This window comes from Peribacillus sp. FSL E2-0159 (genome assembly GCF_038643155.1).
In the GTDB taxonomy this organism is placed as follows: Bacteria; Bacillota; Bacilli; order Bacillales; family DSM-1321; genus Peribacillus; species Peribacillus simplex.
The window spans coordinates 618,616-644,761 of record NZ_CP152053.1; the positions used below are offsets into that span (position 1 = coordinate 618,616).

The following is a 26,146-nucleotide window of genomic DNA, read 5'->3' on the forward strand; positions in this document are numbered from 1 at the left end:
AAGTGATGGTCATGACGGAAACGCTGAAAAAGAAATTATTCATTAATGGTAAATGGCAAGAAGCTGAAAAGTTCACGACACTAAAGTCTCCCTATAGCGGGGAAGTTCTAGCGGAAATTCCTTCAGCAAGCCTTGAAGATGTCGAGTTGGCAATAGAATCAGCCTATCAAGCTAGAAAAACAATGGCAGCTTTACCTAGTCATAAACGGGCTGCCATCCTTGAAAAGCTCGCGAGTCTATTGGAAAGCCGCAAAGATGAGGCAGCTGAAATTATTGCTAAAGAGGCAGCGAAACCGATTAAAACGGCAATGGTTGAAGTATCTCGCACGATTGCCACATATAAATTTGCAGCAGAGGAAGCAAAAAGGATTCATGGAGAAACATTGACGATGGATGCTACAGCTGACGGAGAAGGAAGGATAGGATACACAGTCCGTGAGCCTCTAGGCGTTGTGGGTGCGATTACGCCTTTTAATTTTCCGATGAACCTGGTTGCCCATAAAGTAGGACCGGCCATTGCGGCGGGAAATACACTTGTCCTGAAACCTGCTAGCCAAACACCACTATCTTCACTATTTCTTGCTGAACTATTAGCCGAAACGGATTTGCCGGCAGGTGCGTTTAATTTAGTTACCGGAAGCGGTTCGGTAATTGGTGATAAATTAGTCACTGATTCACGGGTGAAGAGCATTTCATTTACTGGAAGTCCAGCTGTTGGAATCGGGATCCGTAATAAGGCCGGGTTAAAGAAAGTGAGTCTTGAACTAGGTTCGAATGCAGCTGTCATCGTCGATAAAGGGATCAATATCGATAAAATCATCCAACGCTGTGTATCGGCAGCATTCGCTTTTCAAGGGCAGGTCTGTATTTCCTTACAGCGCGCATATGTTCATGAAGAGGTATATGATGAGTTCGTCAAAAAATTCATAGAAGCAACGAATGGCTTGAAACTAGGAGATTCTTTGGACCCGTCGGTGGACATTTCGGCATTGATCAGCGCTGGTGATGTACAGCGAAGCCTGGATTGGATCGGTGAAGCTAAACAACACGGTGCAATTGTTGCAGCAGGAGGTAAATCTGAAGGAAATATCCTGCATCCCACTGTGTTGCTGGAAGTGGATGCAATGCTTAAAGTATCTTGTCAGGAAGTCTTCGCTCCCATTGTTTTGATCAATAAGGTTTCGTCTGTTGAGGAAGCGATTGATTTGGTCAATGATTCCGAATTTGGATTGCAGGCCGGGATATACACAGAAAATATCAATCTGGCTCTTTCTGCCGCAGAAAAATTGGAAGTCGGCGGTGTTATCATTAATGATATCCCAACTTACCGTGTCGACAACATGCCATATGGAGGAGTCAAAAAAAGCGGAACGGGCCGCGAAGGGCTAAAATATGCCATTGAAGAAATGACGGAAATGAAACTGGTCATTATTAACCGAAATTAATCAAAAAAAGAGTTGAGCAGCTGCTCATCTCTTTTTTTTTTGAGCTGCGGTTTTCATTTTTCTATGAATTTTGAAAGAGACTGAGATGAAGGATTGCCCAAATGTTATGCAAAAATGAATAGGTAATTCACGGTTGAATTTAAATGAGACAGGAAAGGGCAAAAAAACGAGAGTTACCTAATATTTCAAACTGGCATGAATCTTGCTCATATCTAATATATAGGTAGATAACTTAAAACCGAGGAGGAATTTACATGCAGGAAACTTTGCAAAATAATACGAAAAAAGAAGGAACGGGAGCACTGGACTTAAAGATGTTCATCAATGGGGAATGGGTGAATTCAACTTCAGGTGAGAAGAGGGATGTATTGAATCCGGCCACGGGGGAAGTTATTGCCAAAGCTGCGGAAGGAACACAGGAAGATGTGGATGCAGCGGTCGAGGCAGCAAAATATGCATTCTATGAAGGTGGTTGGTGGGGAACTCCTGCAGTGGAAAGAGCGCGCATTTTATTCAAAATAGCCGACAAAATAGAAGAAAAAGCTGAAGAACTAGCTGCGTTGGAAACATTGGATAATGGGAAACCATTACGTGAGGCTCGTTATGATATAGCGGATTCAGCAGCCTGTTTTAGATATTATGCAGGATTGGCTACAAAACCGACAGGTCAGACTTTTGAAGTTCCTGACGGTCAGCAAGCGATGGTCGTAAGGGAACCAATCGGTGTATGCGGGCAGATCGTTCCTTGGAATTTCCCTCTAATGATGTCAGCCTGGAAACTGGCTCCGGCACTTGCTGCAGGAAATTCCGTTGTGTTCAAACCATCTGAGGTCACTCCGGTGACAGCGGTCAAACTATTTGAAATCATGGATGAAGTCGGATTGCCAAAAGGTGTCGCAAACCTTGTTTTAGGAGCGGGGCCAGTTGTCGGACAAGCCATTGCCGAACATGAGGAAATCGATAAAGTAGCCTTTACAGGAGGAACGGCAACAGGACGTAAGATCATGGAGGCTTCACTGGGTAACCTAAAGAAAGTGACATTGGAGCTCGGCGGGAAATCGCCTAATATCGTATTTGCGGACTCTGACTTTGAGACTGCCGTTGATTATGCTCTATACGGGATTTTCTGTAATCAAGGACAAGTGTGTTCAGCAGGCTCCCGTTTATTGTTGGAAGAGTCTATTTACGATCAGTTCATTGCAAGTCTTACTGCGAAGGCGAAAAAGATCAAAGTAGGTTCAGGTTCTGATGAAAACAGCCAGATGGGACCTATCGTTTCAGAAGCCCATATGAACAAAATATTATCGTATATCCAAATCGGAAAAGAAGAAGGTGCCAAAATAATCGTCGGTGGAAATCGAATTAAAGAAGAAGGCTTGGATAAAGGTTACTTTGTCGAACCTACTATTTTTGTTGATACGACACCGGACATGCGGATTGTACAGGAAGAAATTTTTGGACCGGTGCTTGTCGTTCAAAAGTTCAAGGATGAAGCGGAAGCTCTTCGACTTGCCAATGATACGAAATATGGTTTAGCGGGAGCGGTGTTCACGAATGATATCGCAAAAGCGTACCGTGTCATTAAAAAAGTGCGTGCCGGCATCACGTGGATAAACTCATATCATCCGACTTATAACGAAGCTCCTTGGGGAGGGTTCAAGCAAAGTGGAAATGGACGCGAACTGGGAACTTTCGGTTACGAAGCTTATACGGAAGTGAAGCAAATCAATAACAACTTGGATATCCAGCCAACAGGTTGGTTTGATGAAGAGTAAGTAGCATGATGAAAAGGCTGTTCCTTGTGGAACAGCCTTTTTTGTGGAATCGGAGATATATTCTGATTTTCGCAGATAAAAAGCCGGAATCGGAGATAAATTCCGAAATTCGCAGATAAAAATGCCGGAACCGGAGATATAATCCTAAATTCGCAGATATATTAATAGATTGCTAAACATTGATTTACTTTTGTTGGACTTTTTCAAGATCCACCCGTCCTGAAAAGAAAACGGCGCCATTACCCATATCTGAGAGTCGATCTGGGGTAAGGGAATTGATGTGTTGTTTTGTTTCAGGTGTGTTCTGCCACAAGCCTTGGCTGACAAGAACGCCAGGTAACACATTTTCACCGGGAGCAGCGGTAAGTATACATTCACCGCGACCGTTCCAGATTTTAACCGTATCTCCGGGGGCTATCCCCATTGTTTTGGCATCAGCGGCATTCATGTGCAGTTTCGGTTCCTTTTCCAATGAGATATGTTTGGCATTATTTGAAAAGGTTGAATTCAAGAAATTGTGATTAGGAGCCGGAATGAATAAAAATGGCAGGTCGCTGTCTTTTATGATTGGCGTATATGTTGGCAAAGGCTCGTATCCATCCTGCTTCATCCGTTCGGAATAAAGTTCGATTTTACCGCTTGGTGTTGGGAGTTTTCCTGGGAACATCGGCTGCATCTTGGCTTTGACAAATTGATTCCTTGAAAGGGTGTCATAGGTGATGCCTTCTAAATGCGGGTTATCGGGAAAATTCAGTGCCTGCCGTATCATATCTTCCTCTGAATCTCTAAATGCTTGTTCCCCAAATCCCATTCCAACAGCTAACAGTTTGAACAATTCAACATTCGATTTCGACTCGCCATATTTTTCGACTACAGGTTTTTGTAGTTGGACGTAATTATGCCAGTATGAATTATAAAAATCCTCCGTTTCATAAGATGATGTGGCAGGAAGGACGAGGTCAGCAAACATGGCCGTTTCGGTTAAGAATAGATCATGTACAACTGTGAATAGATCTTCCCGCATTAGACCTTCCTGCACCTTATTTGCATTCGGAGCTACAAGTGCTGGGTTGGAGCCGTATACAAACATGGAGCGAATCGGGTTTTCTTTTTCCAGAAGAGCTTGACCGATTTGGTTCATATTAATGGTCCGAGTAGCTTTATTATGCAATAAATCAGGACGTCTTAAGGCATTTGTATTAAAAGCCAGATATCCTGAATTCCCTTTGATGGCTCCTCCGCCTTCCACCATCCATTGGCCGGTAAGTGCAGGCAGGCAGGCAATGGTACGTACAGCCATGCCGCCATTGTCATGGTGCTGCAGGCCATTTCCTATCCGAACGAATGATGGACTTGTGGTGCCGTACATCCTAGCCAATTCATATAAGTCATCAATCGGAACGCCAGTGATCACGGATACTGTCGCAGGATCATATTGGCGGACGTGTTCGCGCAATTCGGCTGCACCCACTGTGTATTCATCGAGAAAGGGCTGGTCGACTAGATTCTCGGCATATAGAATATGCATTAAACCGAGGGCGAGCGCACTATCGGTGCCAGGCAGAATTGGGATGAACCAATCAGCCCAATTGCCGGTTTGATTTTTATGTACGTCAATGACAACTACTTTGGCCCCGTTTTTTCGGGCTTGTTGGGCAAGCGTAACTTGGTGCATATTTGTGCTCACAGCGTTAATGCCCCACATGATGAAAAGCTTTGTATGAATCGTTTCTTCTGGGTCGGTGCCGAATGAACCACCCATTGTATAGTTGTATCCGACTGAGCCGGCCGCGTTACAAATGGAACGCTCGAGCATGCTTGCACCGAGTTTGTGGAAAAAACGGCGATCCATCCCCTCTGCGCTGAGGTTGCCCATGTTTCCGTAAAAGCTGTAGGGGAGTATGCTTTCCGGTCCGTGCATTTTGATCAGGTCTTTCCATTTGGAAGTGATTGTGTCAAGGGCCTCTTCCCAACTGATTGGAGCGAAATTCCCTTCTCCTTTCAGACCGATGCGTTTTAATGGCTGCTTTAAGCGCTTGGGGTCATATAGGCGGGCAGTCATGTTTCGGACTTTGTTGCAAATATTCCCTTTGGTGACTGGATGATCAGGGTCACCTTGAACTTTAATGATTTTCCCATCTTTTTTGTGCAGCAGTAAACCGCATTGATCAGGGCAGTCAAGAGAGCAAACAGAGGGAAAGACTCCATCTGGCTGATTGATATAGGATTGCATGGATTATTCCTCCTAATAATTTAATCTAATAAAATGAATTTTCTTAATTATATTGAAAGTGAAATTGTTGATAGGTGCAAGAACTTCTTAACATATGTTTTTTTTTCTGATAAGCTTACAAGATGAAAATTAACCTATAAATAGGAGGATTCATTTTTGGAATATGGAATTATAATATCAATTGGAATATACATGGCAGGCATGCTGTTAATTGGTTATTTGGCCTATCGGAGAACGGCCAACTTAACCGATTACATGCTTGGCGGCCGGAACTTGGGCCCAGCTGTAACTGCATTGAGTGCAGGTGCTTCCGATATGAGCGGCTGGCTGTTGATGGGTCTTCCCGGTGCAATGTACATAAGCGGATTAAGTGCTGGCTGGATTGTCGTCGGCCTGTGTGCAGGGTCATATTTAAACTGGTTATTCGTGGCACCAAGACTTCGGACATACACGGAAGTGGCCGGCAATTCGATTACGATTCCCGACTTCTTGGGAAATCGATTTAAAGATGGCTCCCGTGTCTTAAAAGTGGTATCAGCATCGGTCATTTTAATTTTCTTCACCTTTTACACCTCTTCAGGCATGGTAGCAGGCGGTGAGCTTTTCCGCTCGGCTTTCAATTTGGATTACCGGTGGGGCATCTGGCTGACGGCGAGCGTCGTTATTCTTTATACATTATTTGGTGGATTCCTGGCCGTTAGCTGGACGGACTTCGTACAAGGTACAATTATGTTCATTGCCTTAATTCTAGTACCAGTTGTCACGATTGTAAATATTGGTGGCTGGGATCCTACCTTCAATGAAATAAAATCGATTAACCCGAACTTATTGCATGCATTTGAAGGAACATCTACCATTGGCATCATATCTCTTCTAGCATGGGGGCTTGGTTATTTCGGGCAGCCTCATATAATCGTTCGATTCATGGCGGTTTCATCTGTTAAAGAATTGAAAAGTGCACGGCGAATCGGTATGGGCTGGATGATTTTTGCTATCGTCGGAGCGATGTTCACCGGATTGGTGGGAATAGCTTATTTTAACCTGACAAACAGTCCTTTAGGGGAAAAAAATGCTGAGTCCGTCTTCATCATTTTGGCAAAAGAACTATTTCCTTCTTTAATTACAGGCTTCTTGTTGGCTGCGATTTTAGCAGCGGTCATGAGTACGATTGCATCACAGCTGTTAGTATCGGCAAGTGCTCTGACCGATGATTTCTATAAGCAGTTCATTCGGCCAAATGCATCTGATAAGGAATTAGTGCTGGTAGGTCGGTTTGGTGTATTGGCGATATCCGCCATTGCCCTATTATTGGCTTTTAATCCAAGCGGTACGATCCTTAAATTGGTGGGTTATGCATGGGCTGGTTTTGGAGCGGCATTCGGTCCTGTCATTCTGTTAAGCCTGTACTGGAAACGGATGACGAAATGGGGAGCCCTGGCGGGAATGATTGTCGGTACGGCAACCGTGATCGTCTGGGATATGATCGATAAGTTCGCTGAAGTATACGAAATCATTCCTGGTTTCATCGCTGGTTCAATAGCGGTGGTCGTTTTCAGCTTATTATCGGCCAAGCCTACAAAAGATATAGAAGAAGAATTCAATCAAGCCATTAAAAACCTCTCTTGATCATTGAAGTTCCAGTTAAAATGCTGCTGGATTTTTTAGCGATATAAAACAATGAATGCAATATATATGGTACAATATCCATAGAGTCCTTATGTTGAAAACATGAGGGCTTTTTTTGAGTGATTTGGGAATAATAAACCAAAAACAATACAAAGGAAAAAACATGAACCAATCTCATAAAATTGCATGTAAAGTGGCTATTATATATATAATCATTGGCGTCTTATGGATTTTCGTTACGGATTACATCTCTATGACACAGGCAAGGGCAGATGTTCAGATATATGCAATGTTTCAGCATTCCAAAGGGTGGATGTTCATTTTCATAACCGGGCTTTTCCTATACTTCATAATCAGGTATTGGATGGGGAAAATGTTGAGGTCTCAGCAGGAATTCATTCTGAAGGATGAACAGTATCAGTCGTTGTTCAAGCATAACCCGGATTGTGTCCTTGAGCTGAATCTCGAAGGAAATGTCGTTTCGATAAACCCGGAAGCTGAAAAACTGTTAGGTCATAATAGTGACAATTTGAAAGGCAAGAATGCGAATCATCTCATCAACTGGAATGAAAGTGATAAAGTATCTGTATTCTTTATGCAGTCCCTTCAAGGGGAGGCTGTAAAATTCGAAACGACCATCCAGAATAGTAGTGATGAAAAAAGGATAATCCGTGTAACCTTTTTACCGATCATCGTTCAAGCGGAAGTGCTTGGAGTATATGCAATCGTTAGGGATATTACTGAATTGCGGCGCGAAGAGGAATTGATGATCATGTCTGAAAAGCTATCTGTAATCGGACATCTGGCTGCGGCCGTCGCACATGAGATAAGGAATCCGCTGACATCGTTAAAAGGATTTGTGCAGTTAATGGATATGACCCAGGAAGTAAACCCGCTGCATTCTGATATCATGTTGAAGGAAATTGACCGAATTAATATTATCTCAAGTGAACTTTTGGTACTCGGGAAGAAACAGGATGTCGCATTTTGCAGGATCGATCTGGCCGACAGTTTACAACAGGTATTCACGTTGATGAAAGCAGAAACGAATTTGAATAATATCGAAATGGGGTTCAGGGTTAAAACCGCCGAACCGATTTATATTATGGCTGATTCAATTGAACTTAAACAGTTGATAATCAATATCGTCAAGAACAGCATTGAAGCGATTGAGGATAATGGGGAGATTGACATATCGCTGCAAATCATCGATGGACAAGCTGTGGTCAGCGTGAGTGATAATGGCATGGGTATGGTGCCCGAGCGACTTGAACGGATTGGTGAGCCTTTTTATTCGACGAAGGAAAAGGGCACAGGGATCGGGCTTGCAATTTGCCGGAAGATCGTTCATCGCCTTCAGGGGGAAATGCATTTTGAAAGTGAGATAAACAAAGGGACGACGGTTACAATTCGTATTCCGTTGGCTACTGGACAAGAATAAATGGTACTATGAAAAGATAGGAAAAGTTTTATATTAAAGGAGAACGATATGAGCGAATTACCTGCATTAGTGAACGATAGAAAACCATATATACAAGAGGTCTGGAAAAAGTCCGGATTCGGACAACTTACCCCGATTCAAACGAAAGCGATTCCCGTGATTGTCGAGGGAAAAGATATCATGGCCGAATCACCGACTGGTACAGGAAAAACATTAGCATATTTACTGCCATTGCTGGAAAAGATAGATCCTGAAAAAAAATCGCCCCAAGCTTTGATTCTGGCATCATCACGAGAACTGGTCATGCAAATCAATGAAGAAATTCGCATTTGGTCAGAGGGAAGCGGCATAACGGGTGCAGCATTCATCGGCGGTGCTAATGTGAAAAGGCAGTTGGACAAACTGAAAAAGCATCCACAGGTGATTGCTGGAACACCGGGACGGATTTACGAATTGATTGCCCAAAAGAAATTGAAGATGCATGAAGTTAAGACGATAGTACTTGATGAAGGTGACCAATTGATCACTCCGGAGCATATGGGAACGATCAACAATATTATTAAAACTACGCTAAAAGACCGGCAAATCATGGTTTTTTCAGCTACCCTGCCAGAGGAAACGGAAAAAGCGGCCCGGGGATTCATGAATGAACCCGAAATGATCAAGGTCGATAAGCATGAAAAAATGGAATCAAAGGTGGACCATCTTTACTTTGTTGTTGAGAGACGGGAAAAGTCCAAGATTCTCGAGAAAATCACAAGACTTAAAGATGTGAAGGCCCTTGCCTTCCTGAATGATATAGCAGAGCTGAGCGTCTTACATGAAAAGTTGAGTTATAAAGGTATTGAAATGGGCGTGCTTCACGGTGAATCCAATAAAGTTGACAGGGAGAAAGCGCTGCGCAAGCTTCGTTCCGGAAAATCCCCAATGCTGATAGCAACGGATGTAGCGGCAAGGGGGCTTGATATTAAAGGTCTTACTGCGGTCGTTCATATTGATATGGCTGACAACGTTGAACAGTATATCCATAGATCTGGGAGAACTGGGCGTGCAGGTGCAGATGGCACTGTCATTTCAATCGTAACGGAAAGAGAAGAGCGAGAGTTGAAAAAAATGGCTCGTGAACTGGAGATTCCATTAACGAGAGTAACCTTCTATGGTGGAAACATCGTAGTCGATGAATGATTCGGAAAAAGGGACGGCCATGGCGGCTGTCTCTTTTTTTTTAAAATGCACGTTAAGATTAAAAATTAAAAAGTTGCTCATTTTGCAGAATCCACACCTACCAGTGAACAGGCTCATCCAGCAAGAGGTAGCCAGATAGGACACCGAAAAAGCGAGCTAGAAATAGGAAAGCGCTTGTTTTTGCTGGATCACCCTTTTGTAATAGGAAATACCAAACCGAAAATTGAACGATGGATGCCATGATGGCCAGCCAAGACAAAATAATGATGGATGCCTGGGTAATCTTGAAAAAGGGCAATTCAAAAAGAAATGATCCAATGAGCAGGAGAATACCCCCGCACCGCATTTGATAGGCTGTCATGACCCAAGTGTCGAAAGTATGTCCCAAATTTTTCATAATAGGGTTGATATGGACCAAGAAATGGCTTACATCAATCCAAGGAGGGGGCCGGTCTTCAAATCAAGATGTGCGCCCATTGTTATAAAGACGCCGATTAAGCCGAGCAGAACCCCGACCATTGTGTTAGGATGAAACGAATCGCTACAAGTAAATTGGGGAAGTATACGCTAAACCAATTTTTCCTATTGCGAATGATGACCCCATTAAAGCAGTCGTTAAAATGACCAGAAAACCAAAAATGAATTTGTTCATCTGTTGAACACCTAAAATCTTCCATTATAAATATTTGATTGTGAAATAGTATCACATTTACTAAATTCAAGAGTTCATTAATGGGGGATAATCATGAATGAAAACGCTTCCTTTATATGGTTTTTTGACATATGATAGCAATAGACATAGGTTAGGAGGAGACGGTATGACAGGAAAGTATAAACAGTTTGAAACTGCAGTCATCCATGAAGGATATGACTCGAAGAAACATTTAGGAAGCTTGGCAACACCCTTATTCCAAACCTCGACATTCACTTTCGAAAATGCCGAGCAAGGGGAACGGCGATTTGCTGGTTTGGAAGATGGATATATTTATTCTCGCCTTGGAAATCCAACGGTACAAGTGCTTGAAGAAAAGATTGCCGCTTTGGAAGGTGGGGAAGCTGGCCTTGCTTTCGGTTCAGGGATGGCTGCTGTTTCAGCAGTACTTTTTGCGTTAACAAAAACAGATGACCACATCCTGTGCTCACAGGGGTTATATGGTTGTACATTTGGCCTTCTGCAGCTAATGAAAAATAAATACCGCATCACTCATGATTTTTGTGAAATGGATACAGAAGAACAGGTAAGGAATATGATCCGGCCGGAAACGACCTGCATATATGTAGAAACCCCAATCAATCCGACGATGAAATTGATTGACTTACAGATGGTGGTGAGAGTTGCGAAGGAATATAATGTGACGGTCGTAGTCGATAATACGTTTTCGACGCCCTACCTACAGAGGCCGCTTGAATATGGCTGTGATATCGTCCTTCATAGCGCTACGAAATATCTTTGCGGGCATGGGGATGTCGTTGCGGGCCTTGTCGTCGGTAAAAAGGAATTCATGAATCATGTAGCTGGAACTACACAGAAAGATATCGGTGGAATCATTTCACCATTCGATGCTTGGTTACTATTGCGGGGGTTAAAGACCTTGCCTGTCAGGATGGACCGTCATTCGGACAATGCAATGGCAATCTTTCAAGAACTTAAGAAACATCCAAAGGTGAAAAAGGTATATTATCCAGGTGATGATGCTTCACCGAATCATTATATAATGCAAAAACAGATGAAACATGGCGGCGGCCTTATCTCTTTCGAATTGCATGGCACAAAACAGGATGCACAGGAATTCCTCAATAAATTGAAACTTATCAAAATTGCTGTAAGTTTGGGGGATGCCGAAACATTGATCCAGCATCCCGCTACCATGACGCATTCTGCCATTCCTAAAGATTCGCGTGAACAAATGGGCATCAGTGACCAACTGGTCCGTCTCTCAGTTGGCCTTGAAGCTTGGCAGGACGTCTGGGAAGATATTCAGCAAGCATTTTAACTACCATATTCCTTATTCAGTTCCTTCTATTTTTAATGAATATGGTGATGGATACGATAAAAGTGATGGCTGCCAGGATATAAGAAACGTCTGTGATTACCGGATAGGCGGCGCTATTTCGTATCCCGATCCCTATGAACGCCCAAACAAATACGAGAGGATAGCACCAATCCCGGTTTTTACCTGCAAAGACAAAGGCCAGGATTGTTGCTGCAATCAGCAGGATGATCGTCCAGGTTAAACTGGAAAGCCCAAAACTGTCCCATTTGATATAGGTGAGGTAATAAGAAATGTCAGCGATGGTTGCAACACTTACCCAGCCTGTATAAACGGAAAACGGAAATAGGTCGAAAGTAGTGTGCTCCACTTTTTTTATGTTTGTATAAATGACCATTAAAGTGGCCGACAGAGCAATGATAATGAATACGGATAATAAAAAGTGCTCATAGTGCCAAGCCAAAAGCCAAGCGCCATTTAGGACACAGCTTAAAGCGAACCAAGGGAAGGATGCCTTATAAGCAGGGCTGTTTTGATGTTTACTTAAAAACTGCCTGAATACCCAGATGGCGAGCAGAAAATAGATTAAGCCCCATATGGAAAATACATAACCGGCAGGAGTGAAAAGGACATCCAGTTTATCGGAAATCTCTCCTGATGTTTGGCCGTTCAATGGCAGGAAATTGGCTAAAAAATTCATCGTGACGACGAACAGATAGAAAATCAAGTTAATGATGGAAATAATCATGGGCTTCCTCCTTGTATGAATTGTGATCCTGCTAACCTTATTCCACATATTTAGCCTGGTTAACCTTTTTGGAGCACACCGGGGGTACTTGGGGGTCATTTTTTCATAAAGAGAGGAAGTTCCTGTAACAATTGAACCATTTAAGGTTAGAAATTTTACATCTTCACTTTATGGTGATAAAATATTCAAAGATTCATATTATTTTAGTCCTTCGGGGTCGGGTGAAAATCCCAACCGGCGGTGATGAAGAAATTCTAAGCCCGCGAGCCTGTTAAAGGCAGGATTTGGTGAGATTCCAAAGCCGACAGTACAGTCTGGATGGGAGAAGGACGTGTGGAACCCAAGTGTATACGTACGCCTAATTTTTCGAAATGAAAATATTAGGCTTTTTAGGTATACAATTTTTTTCACTCATTTCTCCTGCTAACTCCTTAGGTCATCCTAAGGGGTTTTTTATATTTTATAAAAGGGGGAAAAACATGTTTACGGGAATCATTGAGGATATCGGTACCGTACATTCCTTGAAAAAAGGAAAAAGCAGTATGGAGTTATCGATTCGTTCTGAAAAAATCCTTGAAGATGTGCATCTGGGGGATAGTATTTCAGTCAACGGAGTTTGCTTAACGGTAACGTCCTTCACTAAAAGTTTGTTTACGGTCGACGTGATGCCGGAAACGGTCAAGGTTTCCTCGATCCGGACGTTAAAATTGGGATCACCTGTTAATCTCGAACGAGCCATGAGTGCACAGGGAAGGTTTGGCGGTCATTTTGTTTCAGGTCATATCGACGGAACCGGAACAATCATAAAAAAAGAACGGAAAGAAAATGCCGTATATTATGTAATCCAATTGGAAGAAGGGCTTAGTACCTTTTGCATTCCAAAAGGTTCCGTGGCCATTGATGGAACGAGCTTGACGATATTTGGAATCGAAAGGAACCTTTTAACTGTATCATTGATTCCATTGACTCATCAGGACACCATATTGGGACAAAAAGCGGCTGGCGATATCGTTAACATCGAAAACGACATGATAGGGAAATATATAATACATCAAATGAAAAATGGCAATCCAAAACCAGGACTGAATTTAGAGTTTTTGGCAGAGCATGGATTCTAATAAAAGGGCGGTGTAATGATGTTCCATACAATAGAAGAGGCAATAGAAGATTTGAAGGCTGGCAAGGTAGTAATCGTATCCGATGATGAAGACCGTGAAAATGAAGGGGATTTTGTAGTGTTGGCCGAAAAGGCGACACCGGAAGCGATTAATTTCATGGCGACTCATGGACGTGGTTTGATTTGTACAACCATCACTGAAGAACTGGCAGAGAAATTGAAACTGCATCCTATGGTAGGAGAAAATACCGATCATCATGGCACTGCTTTTACGGTAAGTGTCGATCATAAAAGCACCTCTACAGGAATCAGTGCTTTTGAAAGGTCCTTGACCATCCTCGAGCTTCTTAATGAAGATTCGGTCGCTGAAGATTTCCAAAGGCCTGGTCACACTTTTCCGATAGTCGCTAAAGAAGGCGGCGTATTAAGGAGGGCAGGACATACGGAAGCATCGGTGGACTTGGCAAAGTTATGCGGTGCCGCTCCAGCTGGTGTCATTTGTGAGATCATGAATGAAGATGGGTCGATGGCCCGTGTATCCGATTTAGAAGTCATCGCTGATAAATTCAACCTGAAATTCATTACGATAGCCGATTTGATTCGGTATCTTCAACAAAATGATACAATCGGGAAACAGGAACTTGAACTAAACATCCCAAAAGCTTGAAGGATTTTAAGGAATTAAATCTTAACATGAAAAAAATGATATTGTTTTTAAAAATTAGGAGGAATTGGACATGGGGAAAACTATTGAAGCACAATTAATCGGATCAGGATTGAAAGTCGGTATCGTGGTAGGAAGATTTAATGAGTTTATCACAAGCAAGCTTTTAGGAGGGGCATTGGATGGCCTTAAGCGTCATGGTGTTGATGAGAATGATGTTGACATCGCGTGGGTCCCGGGTGCTTTTGAACTTCCGTTAATTGCTAAGAAACTTGTGAATACAGGTAAATATGATGCCGTAATCGGTCTTGGAACGGTAATCAGAGGTGCTACTTCACATTATGATTATGTCTGCAATGAAGCAGCTAAAGGCATGGCTTCCGTTTCATTGGAAACAGGTGTACCGGTTATCTTCGGTTTGCTGACAACTGAGAATATTGAACAAGCCATTGAACGTGCAGGAACAAAATCAGGTAACAAAGGCTATGAAGCTGCGGTTAGTGCCATTGAAATGGCCAACCTTGGAAAATTGATAGAACAGTGATTTCACATAAGGAAGTCGCAGGTTAACATTCCTGCGGCTTTTTTTTGTTGTTCCGGATCATGTCAACTTTCTTAAACCATTAAGCAATTCTTCATAGTTCGTAAAGTTCCTAGCTATTGATGATTAGCGAATGCTGATCTTCGGCACTCGCCGCAACTTCTACATGGGAAGCGGCATTCTCTTCTATGATGAAATCTACATTGGCTTCATTTGTTGCTGTGCACTTCCTCGGATTTTGCCATTATCAAACTGGTCTATTCTAATATTTGGTTGATCTCTTTTGTGACTTCCTCGATATTTTCCCTTCTAGTATGGACGTTTTTTTGAAGCCCGTTATAAAAGTCGGTCAATCCTTTAACGGACCGGGTGATTTCATTAAGCATGATCGATTGTTTGATTTCATCTGTCCTACTCTTTTCTAATTCTAACAACGAGACGTATATGGATGCGATTCCAATCAAACTTAGAAGTAGAGTGGTATAAATTATGGGAAATAAAGAATTATTAGGGGATTTTCGATAAAAAAACAGAACAAAAGCATCACGTAATGGAAGCATGATAAAATATGCGGATATGATTATGCTACAATTGTAAAGATTGCAATTGAAATTCATGTCTTTAGGGAAAAGTAAATTTATTAGTTATTAGGAGGGGTTTGTGTGTACCATCTCTTTACACATAATGATTTAGATGGAGTCGGCTGCGGCATTGTAGCTAAGCTGGCATTCGGGGAAGAAGTAGTGGTTAGTTATAATTCGATTGGTCGCCTTAATCAGAATGTAGGAGCATTTCTTGAACAGGCTAAGATTGAAGATACATTGATCGTAACTGATCTATCGGTTGATGAAGATAACGAAAAAATGATTACTCAGTTTGTGGAAGATGGAGGCAAGGCGCTGCTGATTGATCATCATAAGTCAGCACTTCATTTGAACGAACATGATTGGGCATCTGTAACTGTCGAACAGGAAGATGGTAAACAGACGGCAGCGACATCATTATTCTATCAGTATGCAGTTGAAAATAAATTGCTGGAACCTTCAAGCATTGTCGCTGAATTCGTTGAATTGGTCCGTCAATACGATACCTGGGAATGGGAAGTCAATAAAAATACAACGGCAAAACGATTGAATGACCTGTTTTTCATGATTCCGATAGAGGAATTCGAAATGAAAATCGCAAATAAGCTTTCGACAGCTGAAAGCTTTACTTTTGATGAAGTTGAGCAAACCCTTCTGAATGTTGAAGAGAGTCGGGTAGATCGGTACATAAACAGGAAAAAAAGGGAAGTCTATCAGGCTACGGTCGGACCCCATACAGCTGGTGTGGTACATGCAGAGTCATACCACTCAGAATTGGGTAATGAACTGTCGAAAGAGTTCTCACATCTGGATTATATAGCCATCTTGATGGTAGGAAGTAAAAGAATCAGCTTCCGGACAATCCACGATGATATAGATGTTTCTGAGGTTGCTGGCAAGTACGATGGGGGCGGCCACCAAAAAGCTGCTGGTTGTACCATGTCCGAAAAGGCATATAGCCAATATGTCGAAAAGACATTCCATGCCGAGCCACTTAAACGGGACGCACATAAGAATCAATTGAATGTAAAAGAATCCCCAGAGGGTTGCCTATATTCAACGAGAGACAAACAGGACATATTCATCTATGAGGATGAAGAAGAGGAATGGATTGTTGAAATCAACGGAAAACAACAGAAAAAAACATTCGATACATTTGCGGAAGCGGAAAAGTACATGAAGCGGAAATACTCTGCATGGCTGGCTCATGATGAAAGATATGAAGAGTTTGTCAATAAGGGATGAATAGGAAAGCGGCTGTCCGAATGGGACAGCCGCTTTTCAATCTTCCATTGTAATTCATGATTTACCTTTTAAGCGGGACAGGATGAACGATCGTGCGCGATGGTTTTTTTGGAATGGAGTTTTGACGATGAAGTATCGCATTAATTTCTCCGCCGATCACAAAGATCAAACCACTTAAATATAGCCATAGCATCAAGATGATGACGCCTCCTAAACTCCCGTAAGTGGAAGAGTAGTTGGCAAAGTTACTGACATAGAATGAAAATCCAAGTGATATTCCCAGCCAAAGTACAGTTGCGGTCAATGCCCCTGGGATGACATGTTTAATGGGAAAACTTTTATTCGGTGCAAAGCGATATAAAAAGGCCAGGACAAGTGAGATGACCACAACTGCGATAACCCACCGTAATAAGCTGAATAATATTTGCATTTCTTCAGGGATCGGAATGACTTGCTGTAATAAATCGATGATGACCTTTCCGAAGACGGGGAGACCCAACATGACGATGAATGCTACAACAAGGCTTAATGTCAATACAATGGAAATGATGCGGGCTTTGATGAAATTCCTTGTTTCTTCTACATCATAGGCAATATTCATGGAATGGATGAACGCATTCATTCCGTTGGAAGCCGACCAAATGGTGCCAAGGAAACCCAAAGTCAGTAAGCCGCCGTTCCGTTCAGATAATATGTTGATGATATTCTTCTCGATGACTTCCATCGTTTCCGCAGGCATGAAGGTTTTTATCGTGTTAAGGGCTGTCTGAATATCGATGTTCAGATAAGGTAATATGGACAGAAGTAAAATGAGCAAAGGGAATAGTGCCAGTAAATAGTAATAAGCTTGTTCTGCTGCCAGCCCGGTTACACGATCTTCCTTTATTTCTTTAATCAGTTTCTTTGAAAATTTTATCGACTTATTCATCTGGGCATCACTCCTGAATAGTTACTTAGGTTATCTGCTTCTTTTCCCTCTGTTCATGTATGTTAATCCTAAAAAGAAAAGAAATTGAAAGCTCTAATCCGCTCGCTTGTAGAAGCTTGTGAAAATTCATAACCTGCAACTGCTCCAGCGATCGATTGTAACGTGGTTGATCCATTTGTCCTTTATAACCAAAAACAAATTTGGAAAGAGGAACATTAAGGATGACCAACCTTAGCCAATTCACTTACCAATGCCCTTTATTAAAATTTTTAAGAATTAGGGGAATGGCGAGTATCATGCCTAGAAGAACCGGGAGTGAAGATTCGTACTGCAAGTATACCTAAATCACGAAAGTTTGACGATTAAATGTAAATAGGTGCTGTTGATACTTTAAGCCTATGAATAATTACGGCCAAACACTACTATTAGGAATGATTTTATGCCCTTTTTATAACAAGTATAATTATATTAGGAAAATCATGGAAGTGAGTTGTAATTGGTAAACAGAAAAGAGGCCAGACAGCAATGGATGTCTGGCCTTTTTTCACTATTGAACTTCTTTTCCTTGTTCCTTTTGAACCTTCGGAGGGGTCCATTTGAAGACTTTATTTAGGATATTATAGATGTGTTTGGATTCTTTTGTAAGGATCGGCCCAAGAATCGCTAAGGTCAAAACATAAAGTGCCGCAAACGGGGTTAGTATAGGCATTAAACCGCCAGCAATGCCTAAGTTGGCTAAAATGATGGAGAATTCGCCGCGTGAAACGATCGTTAAACCGATGTTTGCGGAAGCTCTGTGAGATAAACCGGATTTGCGTCCGGCAATCATACCAGCGGCAAAGTTACCGATTATGGTGATGATGACGGCTCCAAGAACCATCCAGACAGCTCCACCAAGGGTCGTCGGATCGATACTCAAGCCAAAGCTGAAGAAAAATATGGCCCCGAAGAAGTCTCTGAAGGGAATGACAAGTTTCTCAATCCTGTCGCTATGTTCCGTCTCAGAAAAGACTAGGCCGAGCAGTAATGCACCGATGGCTTCCGCAACATGAATCGTTTCCGAGAAACCGGCAATGAAGAATAGTAATGCGAACACAACGATGATAAAAATTTCATCGGAGGTTATATTGAATAATTTGTTAAGGACCCCAGATGCTTTCCGGGCGATAACGAAAAATATCAGCATATACCCAATCGCGATAAATGTAGAAAGTAATGTTCCCCAAACGGAACCAGAAGAGCTTAATACCAATCCGGATACGACTGATAAATAAACAGCGAGGAAGATATCTTCAAACATGATGATGCCAAGGATTAGCTCGGTTTCATTGTTACCGGTCCTTTTAAGGTCCACAAGTACCTTTGCCACAATGGCACTTGAAGAAAAACTGATGATCCCGGTTAATATCAGAACCTCTTTTAATGGAAGACCGAGCAGGAAACCGTACAGCAAGGCCATTCCCACGTTGATTAAAATGTAATAGGTTCCGCCTGTCACGATATTTTTCCCGGACTTCATAAGCTTTTTGACGGAAAATTCAAGCCCTAGGTAAAACAGAAGGAATAAAATACCGACACGACCGAGGAAAGCTATGATTTCATCACTTTCAATGAAACGCAGGTCAATTAATCCGAAGTGCGGGGCATGGGGTCCAACGAGCATCCCGATGATAATTAATAGTGGAACATTTGATATTTTGAATTTACCTGCAACGAGAGCAGCTAATGCTACTAGAAGTAGGGCAGTTCCTACTTCAAAGACTAAATGGTCCATATGAGCTTAGTCACTCCTTTCGTCGGTCAATAATTCTCTTATAAGGTTACGGATATCTTTTCTTTCACCGGATATCACAAGGGTATCGCCTGTTTCGATGATGGAGTCAGGACCAGGATTATTCAGTTGTTTTTTTCCTTTTTTAGAATGGGCGATGACGGTCACGTTATAATTGCTCCTGATATCAATCGATCCAATCGTTTGATTAATGGCCTTTGAACCCGGTTCGACTTTGAACCATTCAATCACCAAGTCACCCAATGACATTTCAATCGTTTCAAGTGCTTGTGGTTTATAAACCATGCCGCCTATGATGGAAGCCATTTGCCGGGATTCCTGATCGTTAAGGGTGATGCTCGATATGACGTCTTCATGTTCATTATCAAAATGGTATAATTCCCGACGGCCATCATCGTGAATGACGATTACTAACTTTTCATCATTTCTCGTTATGATTTCGAATTTTTGGCCAATACCAGGAAGTTCACTTTCTCTAATTTTCACTGGAATTCCTCCTTAAAATGTTGGTTAGAGTTAATAGAAGATAACAGAATGTTTATAAGTTAACGTCAATGTTCGTCTTGAATTTCTTCTCCTTTGATATGCCGATGTATTTTAATGTCTCCGATGGACTGGAATGATGGTAGTGCTTCTGTATCAAGGCCAGTGACACTCCTTGTTTATAGGCATGGTAGCCAAAAGTTTTACGCATCGAACTTGCTCCGAATTTGCCTGTCAGCCCTGCACCTTCCACAGCATCATGGATGATTCGATGCGCCTGTTGACGTGTAATCGGCTTTTTTGTCTTAGGGGAAAGAAATAAAAATTGACCTTCGATAACCTTCGAGCCTTTAAGGTATTCTTGTAAGGCGGTACGGACTTTCAGGTTCAAATAAATTTGGTTCACTTCGTCATTTTCCGTCCGTTGCTCATAGAACTCCTTGATTTTGCCCGTTTCATCCAGAACGCTGGCGACGGTGATTTCGAGCATTTCATTTATCTTCATACCTGTATTGATGCCGAGTACAAACAATAAATAATCCCGACTGGAGTGAGCGCGTAAGTATGTTTTTATTTTGCTGATTTGATTGATATCCTTAAAGGCTTCTACATATTCCATAAATCTTCTCCTCTTGCCAATGTAACATAATTACATTATAACACAAGTTATGTAACATTTCATGCGTTAAGTCCTATTAAGGCTTCTCCAAAAAGCAAAGTACTGTTGAACCAAAAAAAGCTTTTTCTTATTCTCTACACAATCAAGTGAAAATATATCAGTTTCTTTTAAAGCAAAAAGGGGTTTGTCTACATTTTTTTATGGCTTGTACAATGTGGGCGTGGGTTGTAACGAGAGGCACTAAGCTTTCCAGAGGCGGTCCGGGATCCCCCTCGGCTTTCAGCGAGGCTGTTGAAAAACTAACGTTTTTGAATTAGTTATTGTTTTTTCAACAAAAATAGATCACTTCCTGTACGATAATGAACAGGAAGTGATCTATTTCTTTCATATTTATTTACTTTTCTGCTTTTATTTTCGTGAGAATTCGTTTGAGGTTGACTGCGAAAGTGGCTGTTGCTCCTTGCATGCCAAATAGACCCGCTGATGATGCTTCATCATACCCGTGTCTGTGTAGTCGGATAACGATTTGAAATGGCGTTTATTCACAGGATAAATCGTTATGTATTATTGATATGTTTAACTATGGAATTAAACTTTATATTCCACTTTCTCACAAGGATATTAAACGTTAATTTAAATAATTTAAATAAAATGAAATATCCTAATAATGTCCCTGATATATTGAAGATTACATCATCAATATCAACAAATCTAAAAGTATATCCTGCATATAAAGCTGTTAGTAGTTGACCAGATTCGAGAATTATTCCAGTTAATACACCAGCTATTAAAATTTTCTTAAATGAGGCTCTAAATAAGGAGGGTAATCCAAAGCCTAGTGGGACAGTCATTAAAATATTAAAAAAGCTCAATTTAGTAAATTCATATTTAAATGGGATTAAATTCATTTCTTTCCAAACGTTTTGCCCCCCAAATGCTTCTCTTTGATCATCATCTACATAAATGGGAAATTGAGTGAGGTTTATAACATTACATAAATAAACATACATAATTGTATAGAATAAAAGATAGGTATAACTTTTTTTGAAACTTAATTTTAGTATTAGTGCCAAAATGATATATAAAATTATAAAACTGTAAAGAATCCAACCGCTGAAATGATAAACCATTTTAGAGACCCCCTATCGTAAAAATATTATATTAATAAAGAAAGAACTTATAAAGAATTATAAGCTCTTTCCAGTTGTTTTAATTTGATATTTTTCCTGAACCTTTTATATTTCTACCGTCATCAACTCTAAAAATTTGCAAATAATACTTAGTACCCCCACCTAGACCAGAATAGCTACCTGACAGACTAGAAGAAGTACCATTTTTATTAGGTGTAGCTTTTATTGTACCAAAACTGTTACCTGAAGTCTTATTCCATAATTGATAAGTTATGGGGTTAGGACCTACAGGGCTAGGGTCAGAGCTATATTGATAATGTGTACCACTTAATTTTGCAGTTCCTTTATTTAAATTAAAATATTGACCGTTTTTACTTCCATCAACTATTCGAAGATTCATTGTAAAGCTATAAGCGTTAGTTGCTGCAAAAGCAAAAGAGGGCATTGCTATAATAATTGATAATATACATATCACTGAAACTGAAAATAATTTAGTTTTCAATAATTACACCCTTTTTTATATGTGACCACATATTACCTATTTGTTAACAAGGACTATAGTATCGTAAATATCCACAATTTACGTCTCAATTTTGAAATGTTCTGTTTCAGAAAAGAACAATAGTAAACTGATGTTTGAATATTTAATTTTATCGAGTTGAGGTATAACCATGAAAAAACAATCTTTTACATAATCACAATGTTTTTTTTATCGCATGCGATTCTAGTAGTAAAGAAATTAAGGTGAAATTTAATGAAGATGAGTTAAAAAAACTATGTGTCTAATATCAGTATTTATGATAAGCCTAAAAAAAGTCGCAATTTTAGACAGCGTTATTAATGATCAGCAACCTGCATTAAATGGACAAATTGTTGCTAAATATGACGTAATTAATAAAAAAATTATACAAAAGATTTATATGGTCATGGAACTTCAATTGCAAGCATCATTGCCGCAAAGGAAAATGAAGAACGGTGCAAGGAATTAATCCTTTAGTAGAAGTATACGATGTAAAAGTAATTGATAACGAAGGGAGGGATAAGATGTTAAGCATTGAAAGAAATCCAAAAAATCGAGTATATTTAGAACTGCTTGTTTTATGCTTTGATGTGTGTGATGAATTTCATCTAGTTGTTAGAAACAATATGGGTTCGATACGAGGGTTAGAAGAAATTATAAATAAGTTAAAAGTGTCATTAATAGAAATGAGATGCGAGTCAACATGGGCTAGTACCACTCTTGGTGATAATCAGACAGCAAATGTTTATTATTTTCACGCTGACGAGAATGCAAAGAAAATTACAAAATCGATTTATCAGGGGGGAATGCCAAGTTTACCTGAAGATTTGTCATTTTTTAAACAAGGAAAGGTTTGGTTGGCTACTTCTTCGCATGAAAAACAATGATTATTTATCCTGATAATGATACCGAAGCTTCTAGGATTAAGGATATTGAAGGCTTAAGAATTCAAGAATTGGAAGATTAACAAATGGGAGTTTTCCTTGATAATAAAATAAGGGTGAATCCTATATACCTTTACAAAGCATGAAAGGGTCTCAACTTAAATGTTGAGGTCTTTTTTCTTTGTATTAGATACGCAAAAAAGGTTGCTGGAGGACGGCGCTATGGGGATAGGTGTATCATGTAACCAAGGTGCTCGCATCAAGTGTAATTTTGTATAGGATGAAACAAGTCCTTCCATTCCATGTTTCAGATAGTAACCCATCTTTTCAGAGGGGATAAACCTACATGTCTTTCTTGAGCAATGAATTTATATTTTTTTTCCTTCACAATTACTCTAAAACTGCATTTGATTTTTCGTCTATCGTATATTTAGTAAAAAAACTGCACCTCCAATTGTTAGATGTTGTCTAACAATTGGGGTGCAGTTCAAAGACAGCCCCTTATTTTTAGTACACGGCTTTTTGTAATTTGTGAATGACCTCAAGTGAAAGCCCGGTTCCGATGGCAACCGATTCAAGCGGGTTATCTGCAAGTTGGACTGGGACGACAATTTCATTCGTCAGCCATTCTTGTATCCCGTTGAGAAGTGCACCCCCGCCGGATAAGATTACACCTTGATCGACGATATCCCCGCTCAATTCAGGAGGACAATCTTCCAAAGTGGCCCTGATTGCTTCCAGTATATGAAGAAGCGATTCCTGAATGGCTTCCTGGATGTCAGTGGACGATATTGTAATCGGCTTTGGAAGACCCGTTACAAGATCGCGGCCCCTGACTTCCATGGTGATCACGGAATGTTTAACGAGTGCGTAGCCGATTTCTTTTTTTATTTCCTCGGCTGTTCTTTCACCAATCAGCACATTATGTTTTTTTCTAACATATTGGCTGATATCTTCATCCAATTGATCTCCGCCAATTCTGATTGAATTGCAAGAAACGACGCCGCCATAAGAGATGATTGCGACCTCAGTCGTTCCGCCGCCGATATCAACGATGACATTGGCAATGGGCTCTTCGACAGGCAGGCCCGCACCGATTGCTGCTGCTACTGGTTCCTCGATAAGGTGGACCTGTTTCGCTCCGCAGCTTTTGACTGCATCCTGAATGGCCCTTCTCTCAACTGATGTGGAACCTGATGGTGTACAGACCACTACACTAGGTTTGCGTATCGATAAACCTAGAGCCTTACTTGCTTTTTTCATGATTTCCCGAAGCATTTGCGCGGTTACATCAAAATCCGCAATGACACCATCCTTAAGCGGACGGATTGCCACAATATTTCCAGGTGTTTTCCCGATCATGTTTTTTGCATCCACACCGACTGCCAATACTTTATTAGTCTCTATATCAATGGCCACCACAGATGGCTCATTAAATACGATTCCTTTATTTTTACTGTAAACTAGCGTATTTGCAGTTCCTAAGTCAATGCCTATTTCTGTATTTGATAACATCTAGTCACCCCTCCATAAGAGTTTGACCCCTATATACTCATTCTACCTTTTATATCGAGTTTGTGGGGGTGGGAAATCTAGTAAATGGTGGAAGTGTTGAGATGTTCCTTTTCATAGAGCGAAAACATGATGAAATATAAAAGTGCACTGGTGATGGCAAGCACGCCAAAAACGAAAAATGTCCAATTGTAACCAATCCATCCTTACATCGGAATTTATTGGCGCCAATTGTAAAACGTAAACTGGATGCTGCAAAATATTGTTCCCTCATATGTGCCGTTTTTAATATATTTCACCACTGTCCCCCTCGCCCAAGTCGAAAACAAGTGTGGATGGCAGCTTTGAATCAGCTTATTTTATGTTAAGATATAGATGAAAATCCGCTTAGATAAAGAAGGTAATTTTGTGAGTGCAAATTTAATCGAGAGTAAGAGTTTTAGAGTCATCTTTACAGCTTTTTTAGCTTTCCTGGGTGGTTATGCGTTTGATAGCCTTGGAATATACCTGCCATGGATGCTTGGACCATTATTCGTCGTGATGATCGCGAAAGTGAAGTTAAGGAAGTACCTGTTATGGACTAAAACCTTTAGAAGTACTGGATTGGTCATTCTAGGTTTACAACTGGGCAGTTCATTCACGAAACAATCGTTAAATGAGATGGTTGAATATCTGCCTGTTATGCTTTTTACGACAATCGCAATTATTTCATTTACAGTGTTGACTGGCTGGTTTGTCGGAAAACGAATGAACTTATCCTTAGGCACATCCATGCTTGGTAGTTTTCCTGGAGGTCTTTCCCAGATGGTGGTCTTAAGTGAGGAAATGAAGGATAGTGATGAAACGGTTGTAGGTTTCATGCAAACACTTCGTGTCATCCTGGTAATATCCATTGTTCCTTGGATTGTAACACATGTAATGTCAGTTGAATCAGGTGCGGTAATGGCCATATCGGAGCGGCCGTTTTTCTTATTTGAATATGATTGGAAATTAGCCATCATGATGTTGTTAATCTTGCTATTATTCATCTTCATCACAAAGAAAGCGAATTTTCCACTCCCTTTTTTGCTAGGACCTCTCATGGCCGCAGCACTATTCAATTTAGTGGGCCCAGGTGCCCCGCAGATTCCTGACTTTTGGTTGAACTTGTCACAATTGTTGATCGGCGCACATTTAGGCTACACACTGAAGGTTGATAATCCCCGGCTTTTCAGAAAGATGTTCGGGGCCGTATTCGTCAGTAATGTTCTATTGATTGGATTTTGTTATTATCTTTCCATTCAGTTTGCCCCGATCCTATCTTTACAGGCGAACGAATTATTTTTGAGCATGGCGCCAGGCGGCGTCGCCGAAATGGCTGTCACAGCCATGTCTGTGCATGTGGATTTATCCGTTGTCACAAGCTTTCATTTATTCAGGATCTTATTCATTTTATTTTTTCTGTCACCCATCATAAAATGGTTGATAGGAAGAAAACAGGTAAAACAAGAACAGGGACAAAGCTGAGAGGCTTTGTCCTTTTTTCTTTTCGAAAAACAGAAGAGTGAAAAGAACATATGTCAGGTGTTATGCGGAATTCACGAGTAAAAGTGGAGAACTCACGAGTAAAATGCTGAAACTCACGAGTAAACCGCCAAAGCTCACGAGTAAAAAAACATATTCCAGACGTTATGAGAAAATTAC

At 40.9% G+C, this 26,146-nt stretch carries 21 protein-coding genes, 1 pseudogene and 1 riboswitch; of the genes and pseudogenes, 12 read left to right on the plus strand and 10 right to left on the minus strand.

Annotation, left to right across the window (positions count from 1 at the left end; genetic code table 11):
- Positions 1–5: 5 nt before the first annotated feature.
- Together NYE63_RS03055 and NYE63_RS03060 are read left to right on the plus strand one after the other, a co-directional pair.
- Complete coding sequence (locus tag NYE63_RS03055) at positions 6–1,445, plus strand: aldehyde dehydrogenase family protein (RefSeq protein WP_342604028.1); 1,440 nt, start codon at positions 6–8, stop codon at positions 1,443–1,445.
- 254 nt (positions 1,446–1,699) lie between these two features.
- Positions 1,700–3,220: an aldehyde dehydrogenase family protein gene (locus NYE63_RS03060; RefSeq protein WP_342604029.1), complete on the plus strand. Its 1,521-nt coding sequence runs from the start codon at positions 1,700–1,702 to the stop codon at positions 3,218–3,220.
- Positions 3,221–3,404: 184 nt separating this feature from the next.
- Here NYE63_RS03060 and NYE63_RS03065 read toward each other — a convergent pair whose 3' ends face one another.
- Positions 3,405–5,453 carry a molybdopterin oxidoreductase family protein gene (locus tag NYE63_RS03065; protein ID WP_342604030.1) on the minus strand — a complete coding sequence of 683 codons (2,049 nt, stop codon included), beginning with the start codon at positions 5,451–5,453 and terminating at the stop codon, positions 3,405–3,407.
- A gap of 156 nt (positions 5,454–5,609) precedes the next feature.
- Here NYE63_RS03065 and putP point away from each other — a divergent pair, with 156 nt between their 5' ends.
- The 3 genes from putP to NYE63_RS03080 all read left to right on the plus strand — a co-directional run bounded on the left by putP (position 5,610) and on the right by NYE63_RS03080 (position 9,705).
- A complete protein-coding gene (gene putP, locus NYE63_RS03070) occupies positions 5,610–7,079 on the plus strand; it encodes a sodium/proline symporter PutP (protein WP_342604031.1) in 1,470 nt (489 codons plus the stop codon).
- 115 nt (positions 7,080–7,194) lie between these two features.
- Complete coding sequence (locus tag NYE63_RS03075; RefSeq protein ID WP_342604032.1) at positions 7,195–8,520, plus strand: ATP-binding protein; 1,326 nt, start codon at positions 7,195–7,197, stop codon at positions 8,518–8,520.
- A gap of 48 nt (positions 8,521–8,568) precedes the next feature.
- Positions 8,569–9,705: a DEAD/DEAH box helicase gene (locus NYE63_RS03080; RefSeq protein WP_342604033.1), complete on the plus strand. Its 1,137-nt coding sequence runs from the start codon at positions 8,569–8,571 to the stop codon at positions 9,703–9,705.
- 97 nt (positions 9,706–9,802) lie between these two features.
- On the opposite strand, the gene NYE63_RS03085 is transcribed toward NYE63_RS03080, so the two are convergent.
- A complete protein-coding gene (locus tag NYE63_RS03085) occupies positions 9,803–10,102 on the minus strand; it encodes an EamA family transporter (RefSeq protein WP_342604034.1) in 300 nt (99 codons plus the stop codon).
- A gap of 421 nt (positions 10,103–10,523) precedes the next feature.
- Here NYE63_RS03085 and megL point away from each other — a divergent pair, with 421 nt between their 5' ends.
- Positions 10,524–11,699, plus strand: coding sequence for a methionine gamma-lyase (gene megL, locus NYE63_RS03090; protein WP_342604035.1), 1,176 nt, complete (start codon positions 10,524–10,526; stop codon positions 11,697–11,699).
- A gap of 16 nt (positions 11,700–11,715) precedes the next feature.
- Here the strand turns inward: megL and NYE63_RS03095 are convergent, their stop codons facing one another.
- Positions 11,716–12,444: a TspO/MBR family protein gene (locus NYE63_RS03095; RefSeq protein ID WP_342604036.1), complete on the minus strand. Its 729-nt coding sequence runs from the start codon at positions 12,442–12,444 to the stop codon at positions 11,716–11,718.
- A gap of 203 nt (positions 12,445–12,647) precedes the next feature.
- Positions 12,648–12,778, plus strand: a riboswitch (FMN riboswitch).
- A 145-nt stretch (positions 12,779–12,923) separates the two neighbouring features.
- On the opposite strand from NYE63_RS03095, the gene ribE (NYE63_RS03100) reads away from it, so the two are divergent.
- The 4 genes and pseudogenes from ribE (NYE63_RS03100) (at position 12,924) to NYE63_RS03115 (ending at position 16,595) form a co-directional block, all read left to right on the plus strand.
- On the plus strand, positions 12,924–13,562 hold the full coding sequence (ribE, locus tag NYE63_RS03100) for a riboflavin synthase (protein ID WP_342604037.1): 639 nt from the start codon (positions 12,924–12,926) through the stop codon (positions 13,560–13,562).
- Positions 13,563–13,580: 18 nt separating this feature from the next.
- A pseudogene (gene ribB / locus NYE63_RS03105) lies at positions 13,581–14,219 on the plus strand (3,4-dihydroxy-2-butanone-4-phosphate synthase); the annotation flags it as partial.
- Between the two features lie 79 nt (positions 14,220–14,298).
- A complete protein-coding gene (gene ribE, locus NYE63_RS03110; protein ID WP_048685088.1) occupies positions 14,299–14,769 on the plus strand; it encodes a 6,7-dimethyl-8-ribityllumazine synthase in 471 nt (156 codons plus the stop codon).
- A gap of 659 nt (positions 14,770–15,428) precedes the next feature.
- Positions 15,429–16,595 carry an oligoribonuclease gene (locus NYE63_RS03115; RefSeq protein WP_342604038.1) on the plus strand — a complete coding sequence of 389 codons (1,167 nt, stop codon included), beginning with the start codon at positions 15,429–15,431 and terminating at the stop codon, positions 16,593–16,595.
- Positions 16,596–16,656: 61 nt separating this feature from the next.
- Here NYE63_RS03115 and NYE63_RS03120 read toward each other — a convergent pair whose 3' ends face one another.
- From NYE63_RS03120 to NYE63_RS03145, 6 genes are all read right to left on the minus strand, one after another.
- Positions 16,657–17,523, minus strand: coding sequence for a YihY/virulence factor BrkB family protein (locus NYE63_RS03120; RefSeq protein ID WP_342604039.1), 867 nt, complete (start codon positions 17,521–17,523; stop codon positions 16,657–16,659).
- Positions 17,524–18,070: 547 nt separating this feature from the next.
- Positions 18,071–19,297, minus strand: a complete 1,227-nt coding sequence (locus NYE63_RS03125) for a cation:proton antiporter (RefSeq protein WP_098370480.1) — start codon at positions 19,295–19,297, stop codon at positions 18,071–18,073.
- 6 nt (positions 19,298–19,303) lie between these two features.
- Positions 19,304–19,801 carry a cation:proton antiporter regulatory subunit gene (locus NYE63_RS03130; protein WP_063234692.1) on the minus strand — a complete coding sequence of 166 codons (498 nt, stop codon included), beginning with the start codon at positions 19,799–19,801 and terminating at the stop codon, positions 19,304–19,306.
- A gap of 52 nt (positions 19,802–19,853) precedes the next feature.
- Positions 19,854–20,417: a tyrosine-type recombinase/integrase gene (locus NYE63_RS03135; protein WP_063234693.1), complete on the minus strand. Its 564-nt coding sequence runs from the start codon at positions 20,415–20,417 to the stop codon at positions 19,854–19,856.
- A gap of 557 nt (positions 20,418–20,974) precedes the next feature.
- Positions 20,975–21,547 carry a VanZ family protein gene (locus tag NYE63_RS03140; RefSeq protein WP_342604040.1) on the minus strand — a complete coding sequence of 191 codons (573 nt, stop codon included), beginning with the start codon at positions 21,545–21,547 and terminating at the stop codon, positions 20,975–20,977.
- Positions 21,548–21,626: 79 nt separating this feature from the next.
- Positions 21,627–22,049 (minus strand): hypothetical protein, encoded by a 423-nt coding sequence (locus tag NYE63_RS03145; protein WP_098370484.1) that lies wholly within the window; start codon positions 22,047–22,049, stop codon positions 21,627–21,629.
- 542 nt (positions 22,050–22,591) lie between these two features.
- Between NYE63_RS03145 and NYE63_RS03150 the strand changes: the two genes are divergently transcribed.
- Positions 22,592–22,954 carry a stage III sporulation protein AH gene (locus tag NYE63_RS03150; protein ID WP_342604041.1) on the plus strand — a complete coding sequence of 121 codons (363 nt, stop codon included), beginning with the start codon at positions 22,592–22,594 and terminating at the stop codon, positions 22,952–22,954.
- A 504-nt stretch (positions 22,955–23,458) separates the two neighbouring features.
- Here NYE63_RS03150 and mreBH read toward each other — a convergent pair.
- Complete coding sequence (gene mreBH, locus NYE63_RS03155) at positions 23,459–24,466, minus strand: rod-share determining protein MreBH (protein ID WP_342604042.1); 1,008 nt, start codon at positions 24,464–24,466, stop codon at positions 23,459–23,461.
- A 405-nt stretch (positions 24,467–24,871) separates the two neighbouring features.
- Between mreBH and NYE63_RS03160 the strand changes: the two genes are divergently transcribed.
- Positions 24,872–25,969, plus strand: coding sequence for an AbrB family transcriptional regulator (locus NYE63_RS03160; RefSeq protein WP_342604043.1), 1,098 nt, complete (start codon positions 24,872–24,874; stop codon positions 25,967–25,969).
- Positions 25,970–26,146 lie beyond the last annotated feature (177 nt).

Coding starts and splice junctions, on each gene's coding strand:
- NYE63_RS03095 (WP_342604036.1), bottom strand. CDS start 12,444: ATGATTATTTCCATCATTAACTTGATTTTCTATCTGTTCGTCGTCACG.
- NYE63_RS03140 (WP_342604040.1), bottom strand. CDS start 21,547: ATGGTTTATCATTTCAGCGGTTGGATTCTTTACAGTTTTATAATTTTA.
- NYE63_RS03055 (WP_342604028.1), top strand. CDS start 6: ATGGTCATGACGGAAACGCTGAAAAAGAAATTATTCATTAATGGTAAA.
- NYE63_RS03085 (WP_342604034.1), bottom strand. CDS start 10,102: ATGAAAAATTTGGGACATACTTTCGACACTTGGGTCATGACAGCCTAT.
- ribE (WP_342604037.1), top strand. CDS start 12,924: ATGTTTACGGGAATCATTGAGGATATCGGTACCGTACATTCCTTGAAA.
- NYE63_RS03125 (WP_098370480.1), bottom strand. CDS start 19,297: ATGGACCATTTAGTCTTTGAAGTAGGAACTGCCCTACTTCTAGTAGCA.
- NYE63_RS03150 (WP_342604041.1), top strand. CDS start 22,592: ATGTTAAGCATTGAAAGAAATCCAAAAAATCGAGTATATTTAGAACTG.
- mreBH (WP_342604042.1), bottom strand. CDS start 24,466: ATGTTATCAAATACAGAAATAGGCATTGACTTAGGAACTGCAAATACG.
- ribE (WP_048685088.1), top strand. CDS start 14,299: ATGGGGAAAACTATTGAAGCACAATTAATCGGATCAGGATTGAAAGTC.
- NYE63_RS03065 (WP_342604030.1), bottom strand. CDS start 5,453: ATGCAATCCTATATCAATCAGCCAGATGGAGTCTTTCCCTCTGTTTGC.
- NYE63_RS03135 (WP_063234693.1), bottom strand. CDS start 20,417: ATGGAATATGTAGAAGCCTTTAAGGATATCAATCAAATCAGCAAAATA.
- NYE63_RS03060 (WP_342604029.1), top strand. CDS start 1,700: ATGCAGGAAACTTTGCAAAATAATACGAAAAAAGAAGGAACGGGAGCA.
- megL (WP_342604035.1), top strand. CDS start 10,524: ATGACAGGAAAGTATAAACAGTTTGAAACTGCAGTCATCCATGAAGGA.
- NYE63_RS03080 (WP_342604033.1), top strand. CDS start 8,569: ATGAGCGAATTACCTGCATTAGTGAACGATAGAAAACCATATATACAA.
- NYE63_RS03120 (WP_342604039.1), bottom strand. CDS start 17,523: ATGAATAAGTCGATAAAATTTTCAAAGAAACTGATTAAAGAAATAAAG.